The organism is Pseudomonas sp. VI4.1 (genome assembly GCF_002029345.1).
In the GTDB taxonomy this organism is placed as follows: Bacteria; Pseudomonadota; Gammaproteobacteria; order Pseudomonadales; family Pseudomonadaceae; genus Aquipseudomonas.
The window spans coordinates 12,639-31,716 of the sequence record NZ_MULM01000174.1 but is presented as its reverse complement, the minus strand read 5'-3'; the positions used below and the strand labels follow the sequence as shown (position 1 = coordinate 31,716).

The 19,078-nt window shown below is 61.8% G+C and carries 15 protein-coding genes and 2 pseudogenes; 10 read left to right on the top strand and 7 right to left on the bottom strand.

Annotated elements, in window-relative coordinates:
- Positions 1-159: 159 nt before the first annotated feature.
- Complete coding sequence (locus BZ163_RS34945) at positions 160-363, bottom strand: hypothetical protein (protein WP_168187399.1); 204 nt, start codon at positions 361-363, stop codon at positions 160-162.
- A 146-nt stretch (positions 364-509) separates the two neighbouring features.
- Between BZ163_RS34945 and BZ163_RS24480 the strand changes: the two genes are divergently transcribed.
- The 3 genes from BZ163_RS24480 to BZ163_RS24470 all read left to right on the top strand — a co-directional run bounded on the left by BZ163_RS24480 (position 510) and on the right by BZ163_RS24470 (position 6,390).
- Positions 510-2,303 carry a DUF1302 domain-containing protein gene (locus tag BZ163_RS24480; RefSeq protein ID WP_128872963.1) on the top strand — a complete coding sequence of 598 codons (1,794 nt, stop codon included), beginning with the start codon at positions 510-512 and terminating at the stop codon, positions 2,301-2,303.
- A 22-nt stretch (positions 2,304-2,325) separates the two neighbouring features.
- On the top strand, positions 2,326-3,693 hold the full coding sequence (locus BZ163_RS24475) for a DUF1329 domain-containing protein (protein ID WP_128872962.1): 1,368 nt from the start codon (positions 2,326-2,328) through the stop codon (positions 3,691-3,693).
- Between the two features lie 141 nt (positions 3,694-3,834).
- Positions 3,835-6,390 carry a LuxR C-terminal-related transcriptional regulator gene (locus tag BZ163_RS24470; protein WP_128872961.1) on the top strand — a complete coding sequence of 852 codons (2,556 nt, stop codon included), beginning with the start codon at positions 3,835-3,837 and terminating at the stop codon, positions 6,388-6,390.
- On the opposite strand, the pseudogene BZ163_RS24465 reads toward BZ163_RS24470, so the two are convergent.
- Positions 6,383-7,175: pseudogene (locus BZ163_RS24465) on the bottom strand (IclR family transcriptional regulator). The gene BZ163_RS24470 and the pseudogene BZ163_RS24465 sit on opposite strands and share 8 nt — an antisense overlap.
- Positions 7,176-7,338: 163 nt before the next feature.
- Between BZ163_RS24465 and hmgA the strand changes: the two are divergent.
- Genes hmgA through maiA form a run of 3 tightly spaced genes read left to right on the top strand, consistent with a single transcriptional unit; the run spans position 7,339 to position 10,599 of the window.
- Positions 7,339-8,643 carry a homogentisate 1,2-dioxygenase gene (hmgA, locus tag BZ163_RS24460; protein WP_128872960.1) on the top strand — a complete coding sequence of 435 codons (1,305 nt, stop codon included), beginning with the start codon at positions 7,339-7,341 and terminating at the stop codon, positions 8,641-8,643.
- A 3-nt stretch (positions 8,644-8,646) separates the two neighbouring features.
- Complete coding sequence (gene fahA / locus BZ163_RS24455; RefSeq protein WP_256579108.1) at positions 8,647-9,951, top strand: fumarylacetoacetase; 1,305 nt, start codon at positions 8,647-8,649, stop codon at positions 9,949-9,951.
- Between the two features lie 12 nt (positions 9,952-9,963).
- Positions 9,964-10,599 (top strand): maleylacetoacetate isomerase, encoded by a 636-nt coding sequence (gene maiA, locus BZ163_RS24450; protein ID WP_128872959.1) that lies wholly within the window; start codon positions 9,964-9,966, stop codon positions 10,597-10,599.
- Positions 10,600-10,626: 27 nt separating this feature from the next.
- Here the strand turns inward: maiA and BZ163_RS24445 are convergent, their stop codons facing one another.
- Complete coding sequence (locus tag BZ163_RS24445; RefSeq protein WP_128872958.1) at positions 10,627-11,430, bottom strand: SirB1 family protein; 804 nt, start codon at positions 11,428-11,430, stop codon at positions 10,627-10,629.
- 183 nt (positions 11,431-11,613) lie between these two features.
- On the opposite strand from BZ163_RS24445, the gene BZ163_RS24440 reads away from it, so the two are divergent.
- Positions 11,614-12,633 (top strand): Glu/Leu/Phe/Val dehydrogenase dimerization domain-containing protein, encoded by a 1,020-nt coding sequence (locus BZ163_RS24440; protein WP_128872957.1) that lies wholly within the window; start codon positions 11,614-11,616, stop codon positions 12,631-12,633.
- Between the two features lie 305 nt (positions 12,634-12,938).
- Here BZ163_RS24440 and BZ163_RS35925 read toward each other — a convergent pair.
- A pseudogene (locus BZ163_RS35925) lies at positions 12,939-13,193 on the bottom strand (YebG family protein); the annotation flags it as partial.
- Between the two features lie 228 nt (positions 13,194-13,421).
- Here BZ163_RS35925 and BZ163_RS24430 point away from each other — a divergent pair.
- On the top strand, positions 13,422-13,922 hold the full coding sequence (locus BZ163_RS24430; RefSeq protein WP_128872955.1) for a phosphate-starvation-inducible protein PsiE: 501 nt from the start codon (positions 13,422-13,424) through the stop codon (positions 13,920-13,922).
- Here BZ163_RS24430 and BZ163_RS24425 read toward each other — a convergent pair.
- The 3 genes from BZ163_RS24425 to BZ163_RS24415 form a co-directional block, all read right to left on the bottom strand.
- Positions 13,919-14,236 carry a DUF3509 domain-containing protein gene (locus BZ163_RS24425; protein ID WP_128872954.1) on the bottom strand — a complete coding sequence of 106 codons (318 nt, stop codon included), beginning with the start codon at positions 14,234-14,236 and terminating at the stop codon, positions 13,919-13,921. The two genes, BZ163_RS24430 and BZ163_RS24425, sit on opposite strands and share 4 nt — an antisense overlap.
- A 310-nt stretch (positions 14,237-14,546) precedes the next feature.
- Positions 14,547-15,848 (bottom strand): serine/threonine transporter, encoded by a 1,302-nt coding sequence (locus BZ163_RS24420; protein WP_128872953.1) that lies wholly within the window; start codon positions 15,846-15,848, stop codon positions 14,547-14,549.
- Positions 15,849-15,911: 63 nt separating this feature from the next.
- On the bottom strand, positions 15,912-17,288 hold the full coding sequence (locus BZ163_RS24415; RefSeq protein WP_128872952.1) for an L-serine ammonia-lyase: 1,377 nt from the start codon (positions 17,286-17,288) through the stop codon (positions 15,912-15,914).
- Positions 17,289-17,423: 135 nt separating this feature from the next.
- Here BZ163_RS24415 and BZ163_RS24410 point away from each other — a divergent pair, with 135 nt between their 5' ends.
- Together BZ163_RS24410 and BZ163_RS24405 are read left to right on the top strand one after the other, a co-directional pair.
- Positions 17,424-18,371 carry a LysR substrate-binding domain-containing protein gene (locus BZ163_RS24410; RefSeq protein ID WP_128872951.1) on the top strand — a complete coding sequence of 316 codons (948 nt, stop codon included), beginning with the start codon at positions 17,424-17,426 and terminating at the stop codon, positions 18,369-18,371.
- A gap of 214 nt (positions 18,372-18,585) precedes the next feature.
- Positions 18,586-18,993 carry an HPF/RaiA family ribosome-associated protein gene (locus BZ163_RS24405; protein ID WP_128872950.1) on the top strand — a complete coding sequence of 136 codons (408 nt, stop codon included), beginning with the start codon at positions 18,586-18,588 and terminating at the stop codon, positions 18,991-18,993.
- Positions 18,994-19,078 lie beyond the last annotated feature (85 nt).

Here is a 19,078-nt window from a genome sequence, read left to right as displayed (position 1 = left end):
GGGATCGTGTCCAAGCTGGAAAATGCAATGGCCTCCAAACCAGTGAATGCCGCCCATAAAAAAGGCCGCTGCAAACGCAGCGGCCAAAGTAAGACGTTGGATCAAGGAGCAACAAATCAACGTCAGTGAACACAGGGTGACGAGTCGAATATTTTCAATTCATCTGAAATCCGTCGCCAATGGAATGGATTGATCACAGGCCATTGGTTTGATGCTTTCAGGCTGTTTGCCGTTAAAGCCCGACAAGAATAAGCCTTTGGCCGCAAAGGAAAAATAGTGATTTCGGTCATGCACTGTTGCGGTTTGGGTAACAGTCGTTTTTTGCTCCCCGCTGCGCCATGCCTTGCGTTGATAACCCTCCATCCAGCCCATCCATATCCCGGGCAGAACCCCACCCGCTGCCGCCATTCATCCTTAAGAGCGACACCACGAATACCTCCTTGGTGCGCTTATCGCCTTCGGGATGCGGCAGTAGGGTGTGGTCTTCTGTCACTCACCGGGGAAGACGCATGACAAAAACAACAATGCGCGCCATCTTCACACCGCAGGTCCTGGCCGCCGCGGTGGCCTTGGGTTGTTGCGCCCAGGCGCAGGCCATTTCATTCAACATTGGCGAAATCGAGGGGACCTTCGACTCCTCGTTGTCCGTCGGCGCAAGCTGGGGCATGCGCGATGCCGACAAGGCGCTGGTGGGCACCGTCAATGGCGGGACCGGCCAGGCGTCGACCGGTGACGACGGGCGGCTGAACTTCAAGAAGGGCGAAACCTTCTCCAAGATCTTCAAGGGGATCCACGATCTCGAACTGAAGTATGGCGACACCGGGGTGTTTGTCCGAGGCAAGTATTGGTACGACTTCGAACTGAAGGACGAGGACCGCGAGTTCAAGCCGATCAGCGATAAAAATCGCAAGGAAGGTGCCAAGTCTGCCGGTGCGCAGATCCTCGACGCCTTCGTCTATCACAACTATTCCATCGCCGATCTGCCGGGCACCGTGCGTGCCGGCAAGCAGGTGGTCAGCTGGGGTGAAAGCACCTTCATCGGCAACTCGATCAACAGCATCAACCCGGTCGATGTGTCGGCGTTCCGCCGCCCTGGCGCCGAGATCAAGGAAGGCCTGATCCCGGTGAACATGCTGTTCGCCTCCCAGGGCCTGACCGACAAACTCACGGTGGAAGGCTTCTATCAACTGGAGTGGGACCAGACCGTTCTCGACAACTGCGGCACCTTCTTTGGCGGTGACGTGGCAGCAGACGGTTGCACCACGGGCTACACAGTCGCCAGCCCGGCCATCGCGCCGTTGCAACCGATTGCCGCCGCATTTGGCCAGGGCTTCCAGGTCGGCAGGGAAGGGGTGATTGTGCCCCGTGGCGGTGACCGCGACGCCCGCGACTCCGGGCAATGGGGCACGGCGCTGCGCTGGTTGGGCGACGACACCGAATACGGCCTGTACTTCATGAACTACCACAGCCGCACCCCGAACGTCGGCACCACGACGGCCGGCCTGGGCACGTTGTCGCAAATCCCGGCCATCGTCGGTACCGCCAACGCGATTGCGCCCGGCACCGGATCGGCGCTGGCCCAGAGCGTGATGCTCGGTCGCGGCCAGTACTACCTCGAGTACCCGGAAGACATTCGACTCTACGGTGCGAGCTTCTCGACCACCTTGCCTACCGGCACCGCATGGACCGGTGAGATCAGCTATCGCCCCAACGCACCGGTGCAGCTCAACAGCACCGACCTGACGCTGGCGATGCTCAACCCGATCGCCGGCGGCGCGGCATCGCCGATCGCGACGACGCCAGGCGCGGACAACAAAGGCTATCGTCGCAAGGAAGTGACGCAGATCCAGAGCACCCTGACCCACTTCATCGACCAGGTGATGGGCGCGGACCGGCTGACCCTGGTGGGTGAAGCGGCCGTTGTCCACGTCGGTGGGCTGGAGGGCCGCTCCAGGTTGCGCTACGGCCGCGACTCGGTGTACGGCCAATACGGTTTTGGCGGCGATACCGACGGCTTCGTCACGTCGACCTCCTGGGGCTACCGCGCCCGCGCCATCCTCGACTACAACAACGTCATCGCCGGGATCAATTTCAAACCCAACCTGTCCTGGTCCCATGACGTCGCCGGTTACGGCCCCAACGGGCTGTTCAACGAAGGCGCCAAGGCGATCAGCCTCGGTGTCGATGCCGACTACCGCAACACCTATACCGCGAGCTTGAGTTACACCGATTTCTTCGGCGGTGACTACAACACCCTGGAAGACCGCGACTTCCTGGCGCTGAGCTTTGGCGTGAACTTCTGATCTGGCTGAGAGGATGAAATCAATGCGCAAGATGATTCTGCAATGCGGCGCCCTGGCCCTGAGCCTGTTGGCTGTCAACGTGATGGCCGCGGTGTCGCCGGAAGAGGCGAACAAACTCGGCACCAGCCTGACCCCGCTGGGCGGCGAGAAGGCCGGCAACGCCGATGGCTCGATCCCGGCCTGGACCGGTGGCCTGCCGAAAAACGCCGGCGCCGTGGACAGCAAGGGTTTCCTGGCCGACCCGTTCGCCAATGAAAAGCCGTTGTTCACCATCACCGCGGCGACGGTGGACAAGTACAAGGACAAGCTCTCCGATGGCCAGATAGCAATGTTCAAGCGCTACCCGGAGACTTACAAGATCCCGGTTTACCCCACCCACCGTACCGTGGCCGTGCCAGCGGAGATCAATGAGTCGGCCAAGCGCAGCGCCTTGAACGTAACACCGATCAATGACGGCAACGGCCTGGCCAATTTCACCGGCAATCGCTACTACGCGTTCCCGATTCCGAAGAACGGCGTCGAGGTGATCTGGAACCACGTCACCCGTTATCACGGCGGTAACCTGCGCCGCACCATCACCCAGGCTACACCGCAGACCAATGGGGATTTCACCGTCATCCGCTTCAAGGACGAGGTCGCCGTGCCGTCGCTGCTGGGGGATCTGAAACCGGGCAGCGATGAGAACGTACTCAGTTATTTCAAGCAGGAAGTCACCGCGCCAGCGCGGCTGGCGGGCAACGTGTTGCTGGTGCACGAGACCCTAGATCAGGTCCAGGAACCACGCAAGGCCTGGATCTACAACGCCGGCCAGCGCCGTGTGCGCCGTGCGCCGCAAGTCGCCTACGACGGCGTGGGCACTTCGTCCGACGGGCTGCGGACCACCGACAACTTCGACATGTTTTCCGGGGCACCGGATCGCTACGACTGGAAGCTGGTCGGCAAGAAAGAAATGTACATCCCGTACAACAGCTACAAGCTCGATTCGCCCAACCTCAAGTACACCGACGTGATCCAGGCCGGGCACATCAATCAGGACCTGACCCGGTATGAGCTGCACCGGGTCTGGGAGGTGGTCGCGACGGTCAAGCCGAACGAGCGGCACGTGTATGCCAAGCGCCACATGTACATCGATGAAGACAGCTGGCAAGTCGCACTGGCCGACCACTACGACGGTCGCGGTCAGCTGTGGCGCGTCGCCGAAGGGCATGCGCAGTTCTACTACGATCACCAGGTCCCGGCGTATACCGTCGAAGCGCTGTATGACCTGATTGCCGGTCGCTACATTGCCCTGGGGATGAAGAACGAGGAGAAGCGCAGCTTCGAGTTCGGGGTCGTCGCCAAAGCAGGGGACTACACGCCGGCAGCCTTGCGGAGTACAGGGGTGAGGTAGCTTTCCTACAGTCGTCCTACAGAAAAAGGTGACATAAGGTCACCTTTTTTATAGGGCGCGATCAGTGTGTTGAATACTTCTTCAACAAGCTGGCGGGACAGGGCTAGGGTGGCGCCACAATTATAAAAAAGGCGCACCACTATGACTGCCATGACGCTGTGTCTGGACCGTCCTGGACTCCTGCCCCGTTTGTCTTGCCACCACCAGTCCCGCGAACGGTTGATCGAACCCTTGCTGGCATCGACGGCGCGGGTGAAATTGCTCTGCGCACCGGCGGGAAGCGGCAAGAGTGCGCTGCTCATCGAATGCCTGCTGCAGGCGCCCGCACAGTGTCAGGTCCATTGGCTGCCGTTGGCGGGGGAGGCGATCGGTGTGGTCGATTTTCGCCAGCGCCTCGCGCAAACCCTGGGGTTGCCGGCTTCGGATGAACCCGCATTGCTGGCGCATCTGGCTCGATTGCAGACAGCCACCTGGCTGTTTCTCGATGACTATTGCCGGTTGCCCCAGCCGCAACTGGATCTGTTGCTCGACCGGTTGCTGGCCATCAGCAGCCCGCAGGTTACCTGGTGGCTGAGCGGTCGGCGGCGTCCGCAATGCAATTGGCCACGCCTGCTGCTGGATGATGAATTGTACGATTGCGAACGTTCCACGCTGGCGTTCACCCAGGGTGAAATCGAACCCCTGCTGCATCACCTGGAGCCGGTCCAGGCCACGAAAGCTGCCGAGTGGATTTTCCAGCGCACGGGTGGCTGGTGCGCCGGGGTACGGATGGCGCTGCTGCAAAAATGCGACGGGTCACGCAGCGACACACTCCACGGTCGGCCGGACACCCTGCACGATTACCTGGAACATGAGCTCTTCACCAGCCTGACCCCGGAGCTGGCCGAAGCCTGGCGGGTGCTGGCCCACTTGCCACGTTTCAATGCCCGGCTCTGCGATCACCTGTTCGGCGCGGGCGAGGGCGCTCAATACTTGAATGCGCTGCAGGAACTGGGCTGCTTCATCGAGCCCTGGCAAGACTCGGCAGACTGGCTGCGGATTTTCGCCCCCCTGACCCGCTTGATGCGCGACGAGCAATGGCCAGCCGGGCGCTCCTGGCATCGGCGTGCCTGTCAGTGGTTCGCCGCCGAACGGGACTGGAAGGCCGCGTTCGAACAGGCCTTGCTGGCCGAAGAGTTCGAGGTCGCCGTCAGCTTGTTGCAGCATTTCAATTTCGAGCAGCTGTTCGAAGAGCAGACCGTGGTGCTGCTGTTGCGTTTGCACGAGCAACAAGGCGAAGAACTGATGCTCGGTTCGCCGCAACTGGTCGGGCTGGTCACCGCGGCCTTGTTGTTTGCCGGACGCTTCGAGCAGGCGGGGGAGTGCATCGCCCATTTGTCGCGCTTCCTGCCCCAACCGTCAGCGTTCCATCAACGGCAATTGATCGCGCGCTGGCAGGCGCAACAAGGCTGGTTGCTGCATTTGCAGGGGCGCATGGACGCTTCGCGGGCACACCTGCTTGAGGCGCTCGACGCGCTGGGGCCAGCGCTCTGGCCCGTCCGGCTGCTGTGCCTGTCCGGTTTGACGCAACAGGCCCTGGTGCGGGGCGAACTCGAGGTGGCGCAGGCGCTCAACCGTGAGGCGTTGTGCCTGGCCCGGGCGCAAGGCTCGCTGGTATTCGAAGGCCTGCTGGAACTCGATCACGCCCAGTTGCTCGAGCAACGGGGGGCTTGCGCCAGAGCCGAGCACTTGCTCGCCAACATGGACGGCCTGCTCCTGCGGCAGCAACCGCTGGCCGAACCCTTGCTCGGACGGCTGGCCCTGCATCGTGGCCGCCTGAGCTTGAGTCAGGGTCGGGAAGCGCAGGCCGCGGCGCATTTCGAGAGCGGCCTGCAGATCTGCCTGCGCAACCAGGATAAACGCGCGCTGTACGGGTTCCTCGGCCTGGCACAATTGGCGGCCAATCGGCTGGATTACGCTCAAGCTTTCGTGCTGCTGCGTGACGCCGAACGGCTGATGCAGCAACGACGGATTCCAGACACGGTGTACCGCAGTGTCCTGCTGCAAATGAGTTGCCATTTCTGGCTGCAACAAGGCCGGCCGCACTTGGCGCACGAAGCCCTGACCCGGGTGCTCCGTCACTATCAGGGGGCCCACGCACGTCAGGCGCCGCCGGCGACGCTGGAGCTGATTCCGGTCCTGGAGTATCTGCTGGTATTGACCGAGGTTTATCTGGAACAGGCGCACAAGCCGTTGGCCCGGCTCGAGGCGCAATTGCAGTGGGCCAGGCTGCGCGGGATGTCGGGGCTGCAGGCGCAATTGCACCTGGCGCTGGCCGAAGTCGCCTGGCTGACCGACCACCCGGCCGTTGCCCGGCAATCGTTGCAGGAAGGCCTGGCCCTGGTCGAGCGTTGTCACCTGCAACAGGCCTTGCGCGATTTGCAGTTGCGCCAGCCACGGTTGCCGCAGGCCATTGGACGGGCCGAACCGGGGCATGATCCTGAGGTGGCGGCGGCCACCGGGAACCGGTTGAGTCAACGTGAAATCGAAGTGCTCGCGTTAGTGGCACAGGGCAACTCGAACCAGCAAATCGCCGATCTGTTATTCATCTCGTTGCACACGGTGAAAACCCACGCGCGACGCATCAATGGCAAGTTGGGGGTGGAACGCAGGACTCAAGCGGTGGCCAGGGCCAAGGCATTGGGCATTGTCATTTGACGGCGGGCGACTCGTAGCCCATCCGCCAACTCACGGCCTGCGTCGTCGCCAGCAATCGCCGGGCCGCCGGGCCGTTTTCGTCGGCATGGAACAACGAGGCCGGGCCGACAATGGTGATCACTGCCGCCACGTGGCCGACGGCGTTGAACACCGGTGCCGACAGCGCATCGACAGCCGGGCATCAGCAAGCCATGCACATGATGCAGGCCGCGGTCACGGATCTGCCCGAACAGGGTTTCATAGGTCTGATCGTCGGCGAGGGCGTGCGCGCTGTCGTTTTGCAGTTCCTGCTCGCGCAAATCCACGGTTTCCCGCTTGGGCAGGAATGCGCCGAATACCAGCCCGGTCGATGAGCTGAGCAATGGCAGCACCGAGCCCAATTGCGTGACCACCGTCACTGCGCGCACCGCCGGCTCGATATGCACCACGGTTGCGCCCTGATTGCCCCACACCGCCAGAAAGCAGGTTTCGTTCAGTTCATCGCGCAACTCGGCCAAGGGCAGGGCGGCGACTTTGAGCACGTCCATACTGTTGAGGGCGGCCAGCCCGACGCGCAAGGCTTCGCGGCCCAGGCCGTAATGGTTGGTGGTGCTGTTCTGCTCGGCAAAGCCGCTGGCGATCAAGGCCTGCAGGTAGCGGTGAACCTTGCTCGCCGGCATCTGCACGTGTTCGGCCAGACGCGATAACGAGGTCGATGGCGACAACTCGGCCAGGGCCTTGAGGATGTCGGTACCGACTTCGGCCGAGCGGACTTTCTGTTTGCCGTTGCTGTCTGGCTTTTCCATGGAAGCGGTGATCCCGGGACGAATGGGCGTCTTTATAGCTTGACGGTCATTACCAATCAAATTACGTTATGCGTAATTGGATTACGATAAAAATAACCCGGGCGTGCCATGACCTCTCCAACCGAGCGAAAGGCCACTGCCTATTCCCTGTTCAGGAGGCTCCATGAACCTCGATCCAACGGCGCCCGCGCTGGCTTATCAGTCAGGCTTCGGTAACGAATTCAGCAGCGAGGCGTTGCCCGGCGCGTTGCCTGTCGGCCAGAACTCCCCGCAAAAAGCCCCCTATGGCCTCTACACCGAATTGTTCTCCGGCACCGCGTTCACCATGGCCCGCAGCGAAGCGCGGCGCACCTGGATGTACCGCATTCAGCCGTCGGCCAACCACCCGGCGTTCGTCAAACTGGACCGGCAACTGGCCGGCGGCCCCTTGGGTGAAGTGACCCCCAACCGCCTGCGCTGGAATCCGTTGGAGATCCCGAGCGAGCCCACCGATTTCATCGACGGGCTGGTGAGCATGGCGGCCAACTCGGGCGCGGAAAAGCCGGCCGGGATCAGCGTCTACAGCTACCGCGCCAACCGCTCCATGGAGCGGGTGTTTTTCAACGCCGACGGCGAGCTGCTGCTGGTACCGCAACTGGGCCGTCTGCGCATCGCCACTGAACTGGGCGTACTGGATCTTGAGCCGCTGGAAATCGCGGTACTGCCGCGCGGCCTGAAATTCCGCGTCGAACTGCTCGATCCGCAAGCCCGCGGCTACATCGCCGAGAACCACGGCGCCCCGCTGCGCCTGCCGGACCTGGGGCCGATCGGCAGCAACGGCCTGGCCAATGCACGGGACTTCCTGACCCCGGTCGCCCAGTACGAAAACCTGAAGCAACCGACCACCCTGGTGCAGAAATTCCTTGGCGAGCTGTGGGGCTGCGAGCTCGATCATTCGCCGCTGAACGTGGTGGCCTGGCACGGTAATAACGTGCCGTACAAATATGACCTGCGCCGCTTCAACACCATCGGCACGGTCAGTTTCGATCACCCGGACCCCTCGATCTTCACCGTCCTGACCTCGCCCACCAGCGTGCACGGCCTGGCGAACCTCGACTTCGTGATCTTCCCGCCACGCTGGATGGTGGCCGAGAACACCTTCCGTCCACCATGGTTCCACCGCAACCTGATGAACGAATTCATGGGCCTGATCCAGGGCGAATACGACGCCAAGGCTGAGGGCTTCCTGCCGGGCGGCGCGTCGTTGCACAGCTGCATGAGCGCCCACGGCCCGGACGGCGAAACCTGCACCCGGGCGATCAACGCCGAACTGGCACCGAGCAAAATCGACAACACCATGGCCTTCATGTTCGAGACCTGCCAGGTGCTGCGCCCGAGCCGTTTCGCCCTGGACTGCGCGCAATTGCAAACCACCTACGACGCCTGCTGGGCCACGCTGCCCGCCACTTTCGACCCGACCCGGAGATAACCCATGACTCAGACATCCATCACTCGTAGCTGGGTTGCCTCCGCCAACGGCCATGCTGATTTCCCGCTGCAGAACCTGCCATTGGGCGTGTTCAGCGTGAAGGGCTCGGCACCCCGCAGTGGGGTGGCCATCGGCGAGCATATATTCGACCTGGAAGCGGCACTCGATGCCGGTCTGTTCGACGGCGCGGCAAAGACTGCAGTCGAAGCCACCCGTGGCGGTCAGTTGAATGCGTTCTTCGAACTGGGCCGCGACGCGCGTGTCGCCCTGCGCGAGCGCCTGCTGGAACTGTTCACCGAAGGCAGCACCCTGCACGGCAAGATCGAAGCCCAAGGCGCGAAACTGCTGCCGCTGGCGGCGAATTGCGAGCTGCACCTGCCGGCGAAAATCAATGACTACACCGACTTCTATGTCGGCATCGAGCACGCGCAAAACGTCGGCAAACTGTTCCGCCCGGACAACCCGCTGCTGCCGAACTACAAGTACGTGCCGATCGGCTACCACGGCCGCGCCTCGACCATTCGCCCGTCCGGCACCGACGTGCGCCGGCCGAAAGGCCAGACCCTGCCGGCCGGCCAGACCGAGCCGACCTTCGGCCCCTGCGCACGCCTGGATTACGAGTTGGAACTGGGCATCTGGATCGGCCAGGGCAACGAGATGGGCGACTCGATCGCCATCGGCGACGCGCCGATCACATCGCCGGTTTCTGCCTGCTGCAACGACTGGTCGGCGCGGGACATCCAGGCCTGGGAATACCAGCCACTGGGGCCGTTCCTGTCGAAAAGCTTCATCACCAGCATTTCGCCGTGGGTGGTGACCGCCGAAGCGCTGGAGCCGTTCCGCCGCGCGCAACCGGCCCGTCCCGAAGGCGATCCGCAGCCGCTGCCGTACCTGTTCGACAAGCGTGATCAGGCCGCGGGCGCCTTCGACATCGAACTGGAAGTGCTGCTGCTCACCGAAGCCATGCGCGAGCAGAACCTGCCGGCCCATCGCCTGACCCTGAGCAACACCCGGCACATGTACTGGACCGCGGCGCAACTGGTCGCCCACCACAGTGTCAACGGCTGCCAGCTGCAGGCCGGCGACCTGTTCGGCTCGGGCACCTTGTCGGGACCGGAAAACGGTCAGTTCGGCAGCCTGCTGGAAATCACCGAGGGCGGTAAAAAGCCGATCGAACTGGCGTCGGGCGAGGTGCGTAAATTTCTTGAGGACGGCGACGAAATCATCCTGCGCGCCCGTTGCAGCCGCGAGGGTTTTGCCTCCATCGGTTTCGGCGAATGCCGCGGCACAGTGCTGCCGGCACGTTGAGAGGATCGGTTCATGGAACTCTATACCTACTACCGTTCGACGTCGTCCTATCGGGTGCGGATCGCGTTGGCCCTCAAGGGCCTGGACTATCAGGCGCTGCCGATCAACCTGATCGCGCCGCCGGGTGGAGAGCACCGGCAACCGCCATACCTGGGCATCAACCCGCAGGGCCGGGTGCCGGCCTTGCGCACGGATGACGGTGACCTGTTGATCCAGTCGCCGGCAATCATCGAGTACCTGGAAGAGCGTTATCCACAGGCGCCGCTGCTGTCCAGGGACCTGACTGCACGCGCCCGCGAACGCGGCGTCGCGTCACTGATCGGTTGCGATGTGCACCCGCTGCACAACGTCAGCGTGCTCAACTGGCTGCGGCAGCTGGGCCACGATGAACCCCAGGTGGTGGAATGGATCGGCCACTGGATCAGCCAGGGGCTGGCGACGGTGGAGCAGTTGATCGGCGATGAAGGTTATTGCTTCGGTCCGCAGCCCGGGCTGGCGGATACCTACCTGATCCCGCAGCTCTACGCCGCCGAACGCTTCAACATTTCGCTCGAGGCGTATCCGCGGATTCGCCGAGTGGCGGCACTCGCCGCGGTACACCCGGCATTCATCAAGGCGCATCCGGCGAACCAGCCCGACACCCCCTGAAGCCTCGCTCCTACAAGGGATCTGCGATCAATGCACGATCGAGTTGGGCGGAAGGTGTTCCAGCCGGTCCGTCAGGCGTATCCGCTGGATCGGGTCGTCGCTGAGCAGCAACGCATGCTCAAGGTCGAAGCGCTCGGCGTTCGGGCAGTCCAGCCGTTGGTACAGGCTGGCCCGGGCCAGGTAATCGGCGGCGCTGGCATTGCCCAATTCCAACACCCGTTCGGCATCGATCAGGGCACCGATGTAGTCATCGTTGGAGAGGTGCAACTGGCGCAGGTTGCGTGACAGCCGTTGCAGCATTTGTACCGGCTCGGCGGTCAGCAAGTGCTCGGCGCTGAGTTTCATGTTCGGGCCATACTGGCGCAGCAGCAGTTCCCGGCAATCGTTGGGGTACAGGCGACGGCCACCGCAGGGGTCGAGCAGGTGATCGGCACCCGGTACGCGCAGCAGGAAATGCCCGGGAAAGTTGACCCCGACCATAGGGATTTCCAGCCGCCTGGCCAGCTCCATCGCAATCAACCCCAAGGCCAGCGGCTGCCCGCGCCGGCGTTCCAGCACCTTGTTGACCAGGGCCACGTGCGGGCGCAAGGGCGTGAAATCGTCCTGGGCAAAGCCCAGGTCATTCATGCGCCGCAACAGCGGCTGGGCCAATTCGCTGACCGGCAACATCGGCAAACCATAACTGACCCGCTGCTGCAGGTCCTTGAAGTCTTTCAGGACCGCCTCCGGATTCACCTCTTTGTCGTGTTCGGCCGCGATCCACAGCGCCGCGTCGAACAGCGCGGGCGGTGAACGTTGCAGACAGGCGAAGAAACATTGGCGCGGCGTCATCAAAATCTCCGGGGTATGCCTCGTTTTAGCCTCGTCTGCGACATTCGTCCAGTACCCCGCGCCAGCCATTCCAGGTTATTTCCGAAAGCCTGCTTGGCGGCTGCGCTTATTCCGGCGCGCTTCTGCAATTTTTTAGCGCAAGCCTATACTGGCGACTACGAGTAGTCATTCGGGAGCCCTGCAATGTTCGCTCTCATGCAAAGCACTCGCCTTGAATCGCTGCATTTGAGCGTCGACCCGGTCACCGGGTTGAAGGCGGTGATTGCCATTCATAACAGTCGTCTCGGACCTGCCCTGGGAGGCTGTCGCTACCTGGCCTATCCTGACGACGAGTCCGCGGTCGAGGATGCTGTTCGACTGGCGCAAGGCATGAGTTACAAGGCGGCGCTCGCTGGCCTGGCTCAGGGCGGCGGCGTGGCGGTGATCATGCGACCGGTGCATGTGGAAAGCCGCGCCGCGTTGTTCGAGGCCTTCGGGCGCTGCATCAATCAGCTCGACGGCCGCTACATCACGGCCATCGACAGCGGCACCTCGGTAGCGGACATGGATTGCATCGCCCAACAGACCCAGCATGTCACCAGCACCACATCGGCGGGCGACCCTGCACCCCACGCGGCCATGGGCGTGTTCACCGGCATACGTGCCACCGCCATGGCCCGCCTGGGCAGCGATAACCTCGAAGGCCTGCGCGTGGCAATTCAAGGGCTGGGCAATGTCGGTTTCGCCCTTGCCGAACAGCTGCATGCCGCCGGTGCCGAACTGCTGGTCAGCGACATCGATCACGGCAAGGTGCAATTGGCGATGGAGCAGCTGGGCGCTCACCCGATCGCCAACGATGCGTTGCTCAGTACACCCTGCGACATCCTCGCGCCCTGCGGCCTGGGCGGCGTGCTCAACAGCAACAGTGTGACTCAACTGCGCTGCGCGGCGGTGGCCGGGTCCGCCAACAACCAATTGATCCACCTGGACGTTGCCGATCAACTGGAGCGGCGGGGCATCCTGTATGCGCCGGACTATGTGATCAATGCCGGCGGGCTGATCTACGTCTCGCTCAAGCACCGCGGCGAAGCGCTGCCGACCATCACCGCACACCTGTCGAAAATCAGCTCGCGCCTGACCGAAGTCTTCGCCCATGCCCAGGCGGAAAAACGCTCCCCGGCGCGGGTGGCGGACGAGTTGGCGGAGAGAGTGTTGTACCGCTGAAGCAAATCAAAAGATCGCAGCCTCGTTGCACTCGACAGCTCCTACAGGATTACGCGTCACAATGTAGGAGCTGTCTCGCGGAGCGAGGCTGCGATCTTTGATTTTATGGACATGAAAAAGGCCCTGAATCATTCCATTCAGGGCCTATTCAATTCGGGCGTTGCTTACTTCGGCGTCTTGGCCGCTTTGGCTGGCTTGGTCGGCGCAGCGCTCGGCGCCTCTACCGGTGCTGCTTCGTCCGGTGCCGCTGCAACCGATGCAGCCGCTTTAACAGGTGCAGCCACTGCAACGGGCTCAACGACTTCAGCAGGCGCGTTCAGCAGTTCGGACAAGGCGTCCGGCTGGCTCTTGAACGCCTTGGCGAATACGTCGCGATTTTTTGCCATGTAGATCCCGGCTTCTTCCACTTGCTGTTCAGTCAGGGACGGAACGGCTTTTTGCAACACTTCGGCCAGCAACTCAGCCAGTTCGAGCATTTTGTCATGACGGTCAGCTTCGGCTTTATCCATGAACAAGCGCTCCAGATCTCGGCTGCTGCGGTATACCACTTCGACGGCCATTCACCACCTCACATGCCTTCACATTAAGTTGTCTGTATCGACTACTGTATCTATATACAGCGAAAGGATAAGCGAATCCGCTCGCTTTGGGTAGTGGCTTTTCAATGTAGTGCCTCATTTCCCGCAGCCATCATCTCACCCAAGGCCTCTGGCCTTTTTTCTGCATGCAGAACAACCGTCACGTCCAACCCGCATCATCCGCTCGAACCGAGCTAAGGAAGAATCATCGTGAAAATAAACTGGGCCGAGAAGCTGCGGCAGAACGTGCACCAACTGGCCGAGTCCCTGGGCAACCTGTTCGTCGAAACCTTCCACTACCTGGCGCTGTTCGCCATCGGTGCGGTGACCGCGTGGGCGGCGGTGATGGAGTTTCTGGGGATGCTCGAGGAAGGGCACATCAAGATCGATGACATCTTGCTGCTGTTCATCTACCTGGAACTGGGGGCGATGGTCGGGATTTACTTCAAGACCAACCACATGCCGGTGCGCTTTCTGATCTATGTGGCGATCACCGCGCTGACGCGGCTGCTGATCTCCAACGTCTCGCACCACAATCCGCCGGATATAGGGATCATCTACCTGTGCGGCGGGATTTTGCTGCTGGCGTTTTCGATTCTGGTGGTGCGTTATGCCTCGTCCCAATTCCCTTCGGTGAAGATCGAACAACCGCAGCGCAAGATCGGTGCGGGTTCCGGTGAACATCCCGAAGTGGAGAAGGGCGAGATTTAAAGCCCCACGGCCGGCCGGCTGTGGCTTTTGACCTGGGGTGGCGGCAGGTTGCGATTGTCGCCGTCGGTCATGGCTTCGAGGATGGCCACGGCGCTGTGGCCCTGTTCGATGGCGATGCCGAACTGAATGCTTTCCACCAGGCGTTTAAGGCGTTTGGGGTCATTGCGTTGTTCGGTGCTGATCATCCGTTTGGCGACCACGTGGCCGCTGTTGGACAGGGTCAGCATGATGCTGCCGTCCAGCCCCTGAATGCTCAGGTTGATCTGGTAATCCGGTGCGAAGGCATCGGTAATGAGCTGAAAAGGGTTGTCCATGATGCGTCACCGCCTGATTGAACGTGCAGTTGTTGACCGGACGAGATCGGATTGGTTCGCAACACCAGACCATCGGCATCCCATAGCCATATCGCCATCATCGCTTTTGCAGGAGCCTGCGGCGGCTCCTACATACGCAAAGCAAGGGGCATGCCGGGAGGATCGTCGAGCGTTGATTACGGCAGGAGGACTGTTGGCCGATATCTGTAGGAGCTGGCTTGCCAGCGAAAGCGGATGTGTCAGTTAAAACATGTGTCGATTGATACACCGCCTTCGCTGCAAGCAGCTCCTACAGGGGGGGCTGCCCGTTTCAGGGCATGAATGAATAAATGATCGCAGACAGTGCAATCAAACCGATCAGCACCACGAACACGTTCGAGGCCTGGCCCGAGTACTGGCGCAATGCTGGTACGCGGCGGATGGCGTACATCGGCATCAGGAACAACAGGCACGCGATGATCGGGCCGCCGAGGGTTTCGATCATGCCCAGGATGCTCGGGTTGAAGGTCGCCACGGCCCAGCAGCTGAGGATCATGAACAGCGCCGTCGCGCGGTTCAGCCAGCTCGCCGACATCACCCGGCCGCGGCCGCGCAGGCTTTTCACGATCAGGCCCTGAAAGCCTTCGCTGGCGCCGATGTAATGGCCGAGGAAGGATTTGGTGATCGCCACCAGCGCAATCAGCGGCGCCGCATAAGCAATGACCGGGGTCTGGAAGTGGTTGGCCAGGTACGACAGGATCGAGATGTTCTGTGCCTTCGCCGCGGCCAGGTCGGCCGGGGACAGCGCCAGCACGCAGCTGAAGCAGAAGAACATCACGGTAACGACCATCATCCCGTGGGCGATGGCCAGGATGCCGCTGCTCTTGCGCTCGGCCTGTTCGCCATAGCGTTGTTTCTGATCGACGGCGAAGGCAGAGATGATCGGCGAATGGTTGAACGAGAACACCATCACCGGGATCGCCAGCCACAGCGTCTGGAAGAACATCGGCAGCGGCATGCCTTCACTGGCGGTGGCGAAGAAGGCGCCGTTCCAGTTCGGGATCAGGCTCAGGCCGAGCAGCAGCAACGCCGCGACGAAGGGGTAAACCAGCACGCTCATGCATTTGACGATGACGCCCTGGCCGCAACGAACGATGGCCATCAGGCCGAGGATCAACCCCAGCGACAGAATCGCCCGCGGTGGCGGGGCGATGTGCAACTGATGCTCCATGAAACTGCTGAGGGTGTTGGTCAGCGCCACGCTGTACACCAGCAGAATCGGGAAGATCGCGAAGAAATACAGCAAGGTGATCAGCTTGCCGGCACCGATGCCGAAGTGCTCTTCCACCACGTCGGTGATGTCCCCGGAGCGACCGGACAACACGAAACGGGTCAGGCCGCGGTGGGCGAAAAAGGTCATCGGAAACGCCAGGACGGCCAGGATCAGCAAGGGCCAGAAACCACCGACGCCGGCGTTGATCGGCAGGAACAGCGTACCGGCGCCAATCGCCGTGCCGTAAAGGCCGAGCATCCAGGTGGTGTCGTGTTTGCTCCAGCCCTTGTGGGATATTTCGGTATTGCGTGTCAGGTCTGCCGCGGGATTATCGGCAGCAGGTGTACGTACATCGGTCATCGATCAGGCCTCGTTATTGTTCTTGCTCGGGCTCACGTGTTGCGGACGGTCAGGGAATGCGCCTCAGCACTCCACCCAGCTCACCGCCAGGCCGCCCCGTGAAGTCTCTTTGTATTTGTCATGCATGTCGGCGCCGGTATCGCGCATGGTGCGGATCACCCGGTCCAGGGAAATGAAGTGCTTGCCGTCACCGCGCAGGGCCATTTGCGTGGCGTTGATCGCCTTCACCGCGGCAATTGCGTTGCGCTCGATGCAGGGCACCTGGACCAGGCCGCCGACCGGATCGCATGTCAGGCCGAGGTTGTGTTCCAGGCCGATTTCGGCGGCGTTTTCCAGTTGTTCCGGGGTGGCGCCGAGCACGTCTGCCAGACCGGCGGCGGCCATTGCGCAGGCCGAACCGACTTCGCCCTGGCAGCCGACTTCGGCGCCGGAAATCGAAGCGTTTTTCTTGCAGAGGATGCCGACGGCGGCAGCACCCAGAAAGAACGCGACCACGTCGTCGTCCGACGCATCCGGATTGAATTTCATGTAGTAGTGCAGCACCGCCGGGATGATCCCGGCCGCGCCGTTGGTCGGAGCCGTGACCATGCGTCCGCCGGCCGCGTTTTCTTCGTTCACGGCGAGGGCGAACAGGTTGACCCACTCCATGGCCGACAGGGTCGAGGTGATGACATTCGGCTTGCCGATTTCCAGCAGGCTGCGGTGCAATTTCGCCGCGCGACGCGGAACGTTCAGCCCGCCGGGCAAGATGCCTTCATGCACCATGCCTTGCTCGACGCACTCGCGCATCACCGACCAGATGTGCAGCAGGCCCTGGCGGATTTCGCTTTCGCTGCGCCAGGCCAGTTCATTGGCCATCATCAACTCGGAAACCCGCATCCCATGTTGGTTGCAGAGCTTGAGCAGTTCGGCGGCGCTGGAGAAATCGTAGGGCAGCACGACGTCGCTGGCTGGCGCAATGCCGGACTCGGCTTCGGCCGCTTCGATAATGAAACCGCCACCGATCGAGTAATAGGTTTGCTCCCACAACTCACCGGTGTCGCCGAAGGCGCTCAGGGACATGGCGTTGGGGTGGTAGGGCAGGCTCTCGTCCAGCAGCAGGAGGTCGTGCTGCCAGTTGAAGGCGATGGTGGTTTTGCCCGCCAGGTTCAGCTCGCCGGTTTCGCGCAGGGCCTGGATTCGGCTATCAATGGACGCGGGATCGATGCTGTCCGGCCATTCGCCCATCAGGCCCATGACACAGGCGCGGTCGGTGGCGTGACCGACGCCGGTCGCCGACAGGGAGCCGTAGAGGCGGATTTCCACCCGCCGTACGTCGTCCAGCAGGTGCTGGTCAATCAGGGCCTGGGCGAAGGTCGCGGCGGCGCGCATCGGGCCGACGGTATGGGAACTGGACGGGCCGATACCCACTTTGAAAAGATCGAAAACACTGATAGCCATGCTAAAGCCTATACAAGCAATGGAAGAGAAATCGCTGCCATTTTTGTAGGACAAGCGCAATCTCGGCGATACTGCCTCCCTTGGTCCTACGTGACCAACGAAACTTTCTAAGACAGCCTTTAGCAGGACTAAACGATGAGTCGTCAATTGCACGCCCAGACCTACGTCTGGCTGCACGTGTTTTCCTGTGCCGCGCGGCACCTGTCGTTCACCCGATGCGCCGAAGAACTGCACATCACGCCGGGTGCGGTCAGTCAGCAGATCCGGCAGCTGGAGGAACGGCTGGGCTTTCGCCTGTTCCATCGGCGTGCGCGCGGGGTGGAATTGAGCGCGGAAGGCCAGCGACTGGCCATCACGGTCAACGAGGCTTACGGCAGCATCGATGCAGAATTACGACGACTGGACGCGGGCATGATCAGCGGGATTTTGCGGCTGCGCTCGATTCCTTCCTTCCTGAGCAAGTGGCTGACCCCGCGGCTGCCGCGTTTGCAGCAGCGTTTCCCGGATATCCAATTGCGCCTGGTGGCCGAGGACAGCAGCGTGCCCTTGCACGAGGGCGACTTCGATCTGGCCATCGATCTGAACGACGGCAGTTATCCCGGCTTGTTATCCACCACGCTGCTCGACGAGCAAATCTTTCCGGTGTGTGCCCCGAGCCTGTTGCGTGGCCGTCCGCCGCTGCATGGTCCGGCGAACCTGGTGCACTTCCCGTTGTTGCACGACATCACCGCCTGGCGCGGCAGTTATGAGTACGCGGAATGGGAGTTCTATCTCAATGCCATCGGGTTTGAAGGCGCGGACGTCCGGCGCGGGCATACCTTCAATCGCAATCACTTGACCATCGAGGCGGCGATTGCCGGCATGGGCGTAGCGATTGCGCGGCGAACGCTGCTCAACGATGAGCTGGAGCGCGGGACGCTGATCGTGCCGTTTGGCCTGGCGGTGCCCAATCACAAGCGGTACGTGCTGCTCTATGCGCCGGGCGCGCTGAGTCATCCGGGCGTGCGTGCGGTGCATGACTGGCTGGTGGAAGAGGCGGGGATCTTTCGTAGCCTGCACCCGCTGGGAGAGGGGCAGATGTGAGCCGTTCGGGACCTCGGAGCGAGGCGACCCAACTCCCGACCTTAACAGCGCTTTTACCGGTTGTCCGACTTTTTTTGCAAATCCATATTTATCTTTATCCAGGGGTTGAATTGTTTCGCGCGCACACCGATTGTGTAAGTAAGAGGTCACGGTGATGACGCCCAAGGGCCAGCCGATGCGCCTCTCGCGAGCTAGCTGAAATAAGGGATGAACTATGCAAATCCAAGTCAACAGCGATAACCATATTCAAAGCAGCATCCGACTGGAGGAGTGGGTACGTACTACCATTGAGAGCACGCTCGAACGTTATGAAGAGGACCTGACCCGTGTCGAGGTTCATCTGCGGGACGAAAACGGCGACAAGCCCGGACCGCATGACATGCGCTGCCAGCTGGAAGCGCGGCCAAAAGGCCACCAACCGATTTCTGTAACCCATAAAGCCGACTCCCTGGAACTGGCGATCGACGGGGCGGCCGAAAAACTCGAACACGCGCTGGAACACCTGTTTGGCAAACTGCGGGGCAAACCACGTGCCGCTGTAGTGCCATTCGAGCGACCTGCTGCCGATGCGCTGCTGGAAGATGAGTTTCTCGAGAATGAACAGGCTGCGCAAAACGGCTAAAGCCTGATTCACTTTTTACCGTCCCACATAGAACGGGCCTGCTGATGCAGGCCCGTTCGCGTTTGTGCGCCATGCATGATCGTGA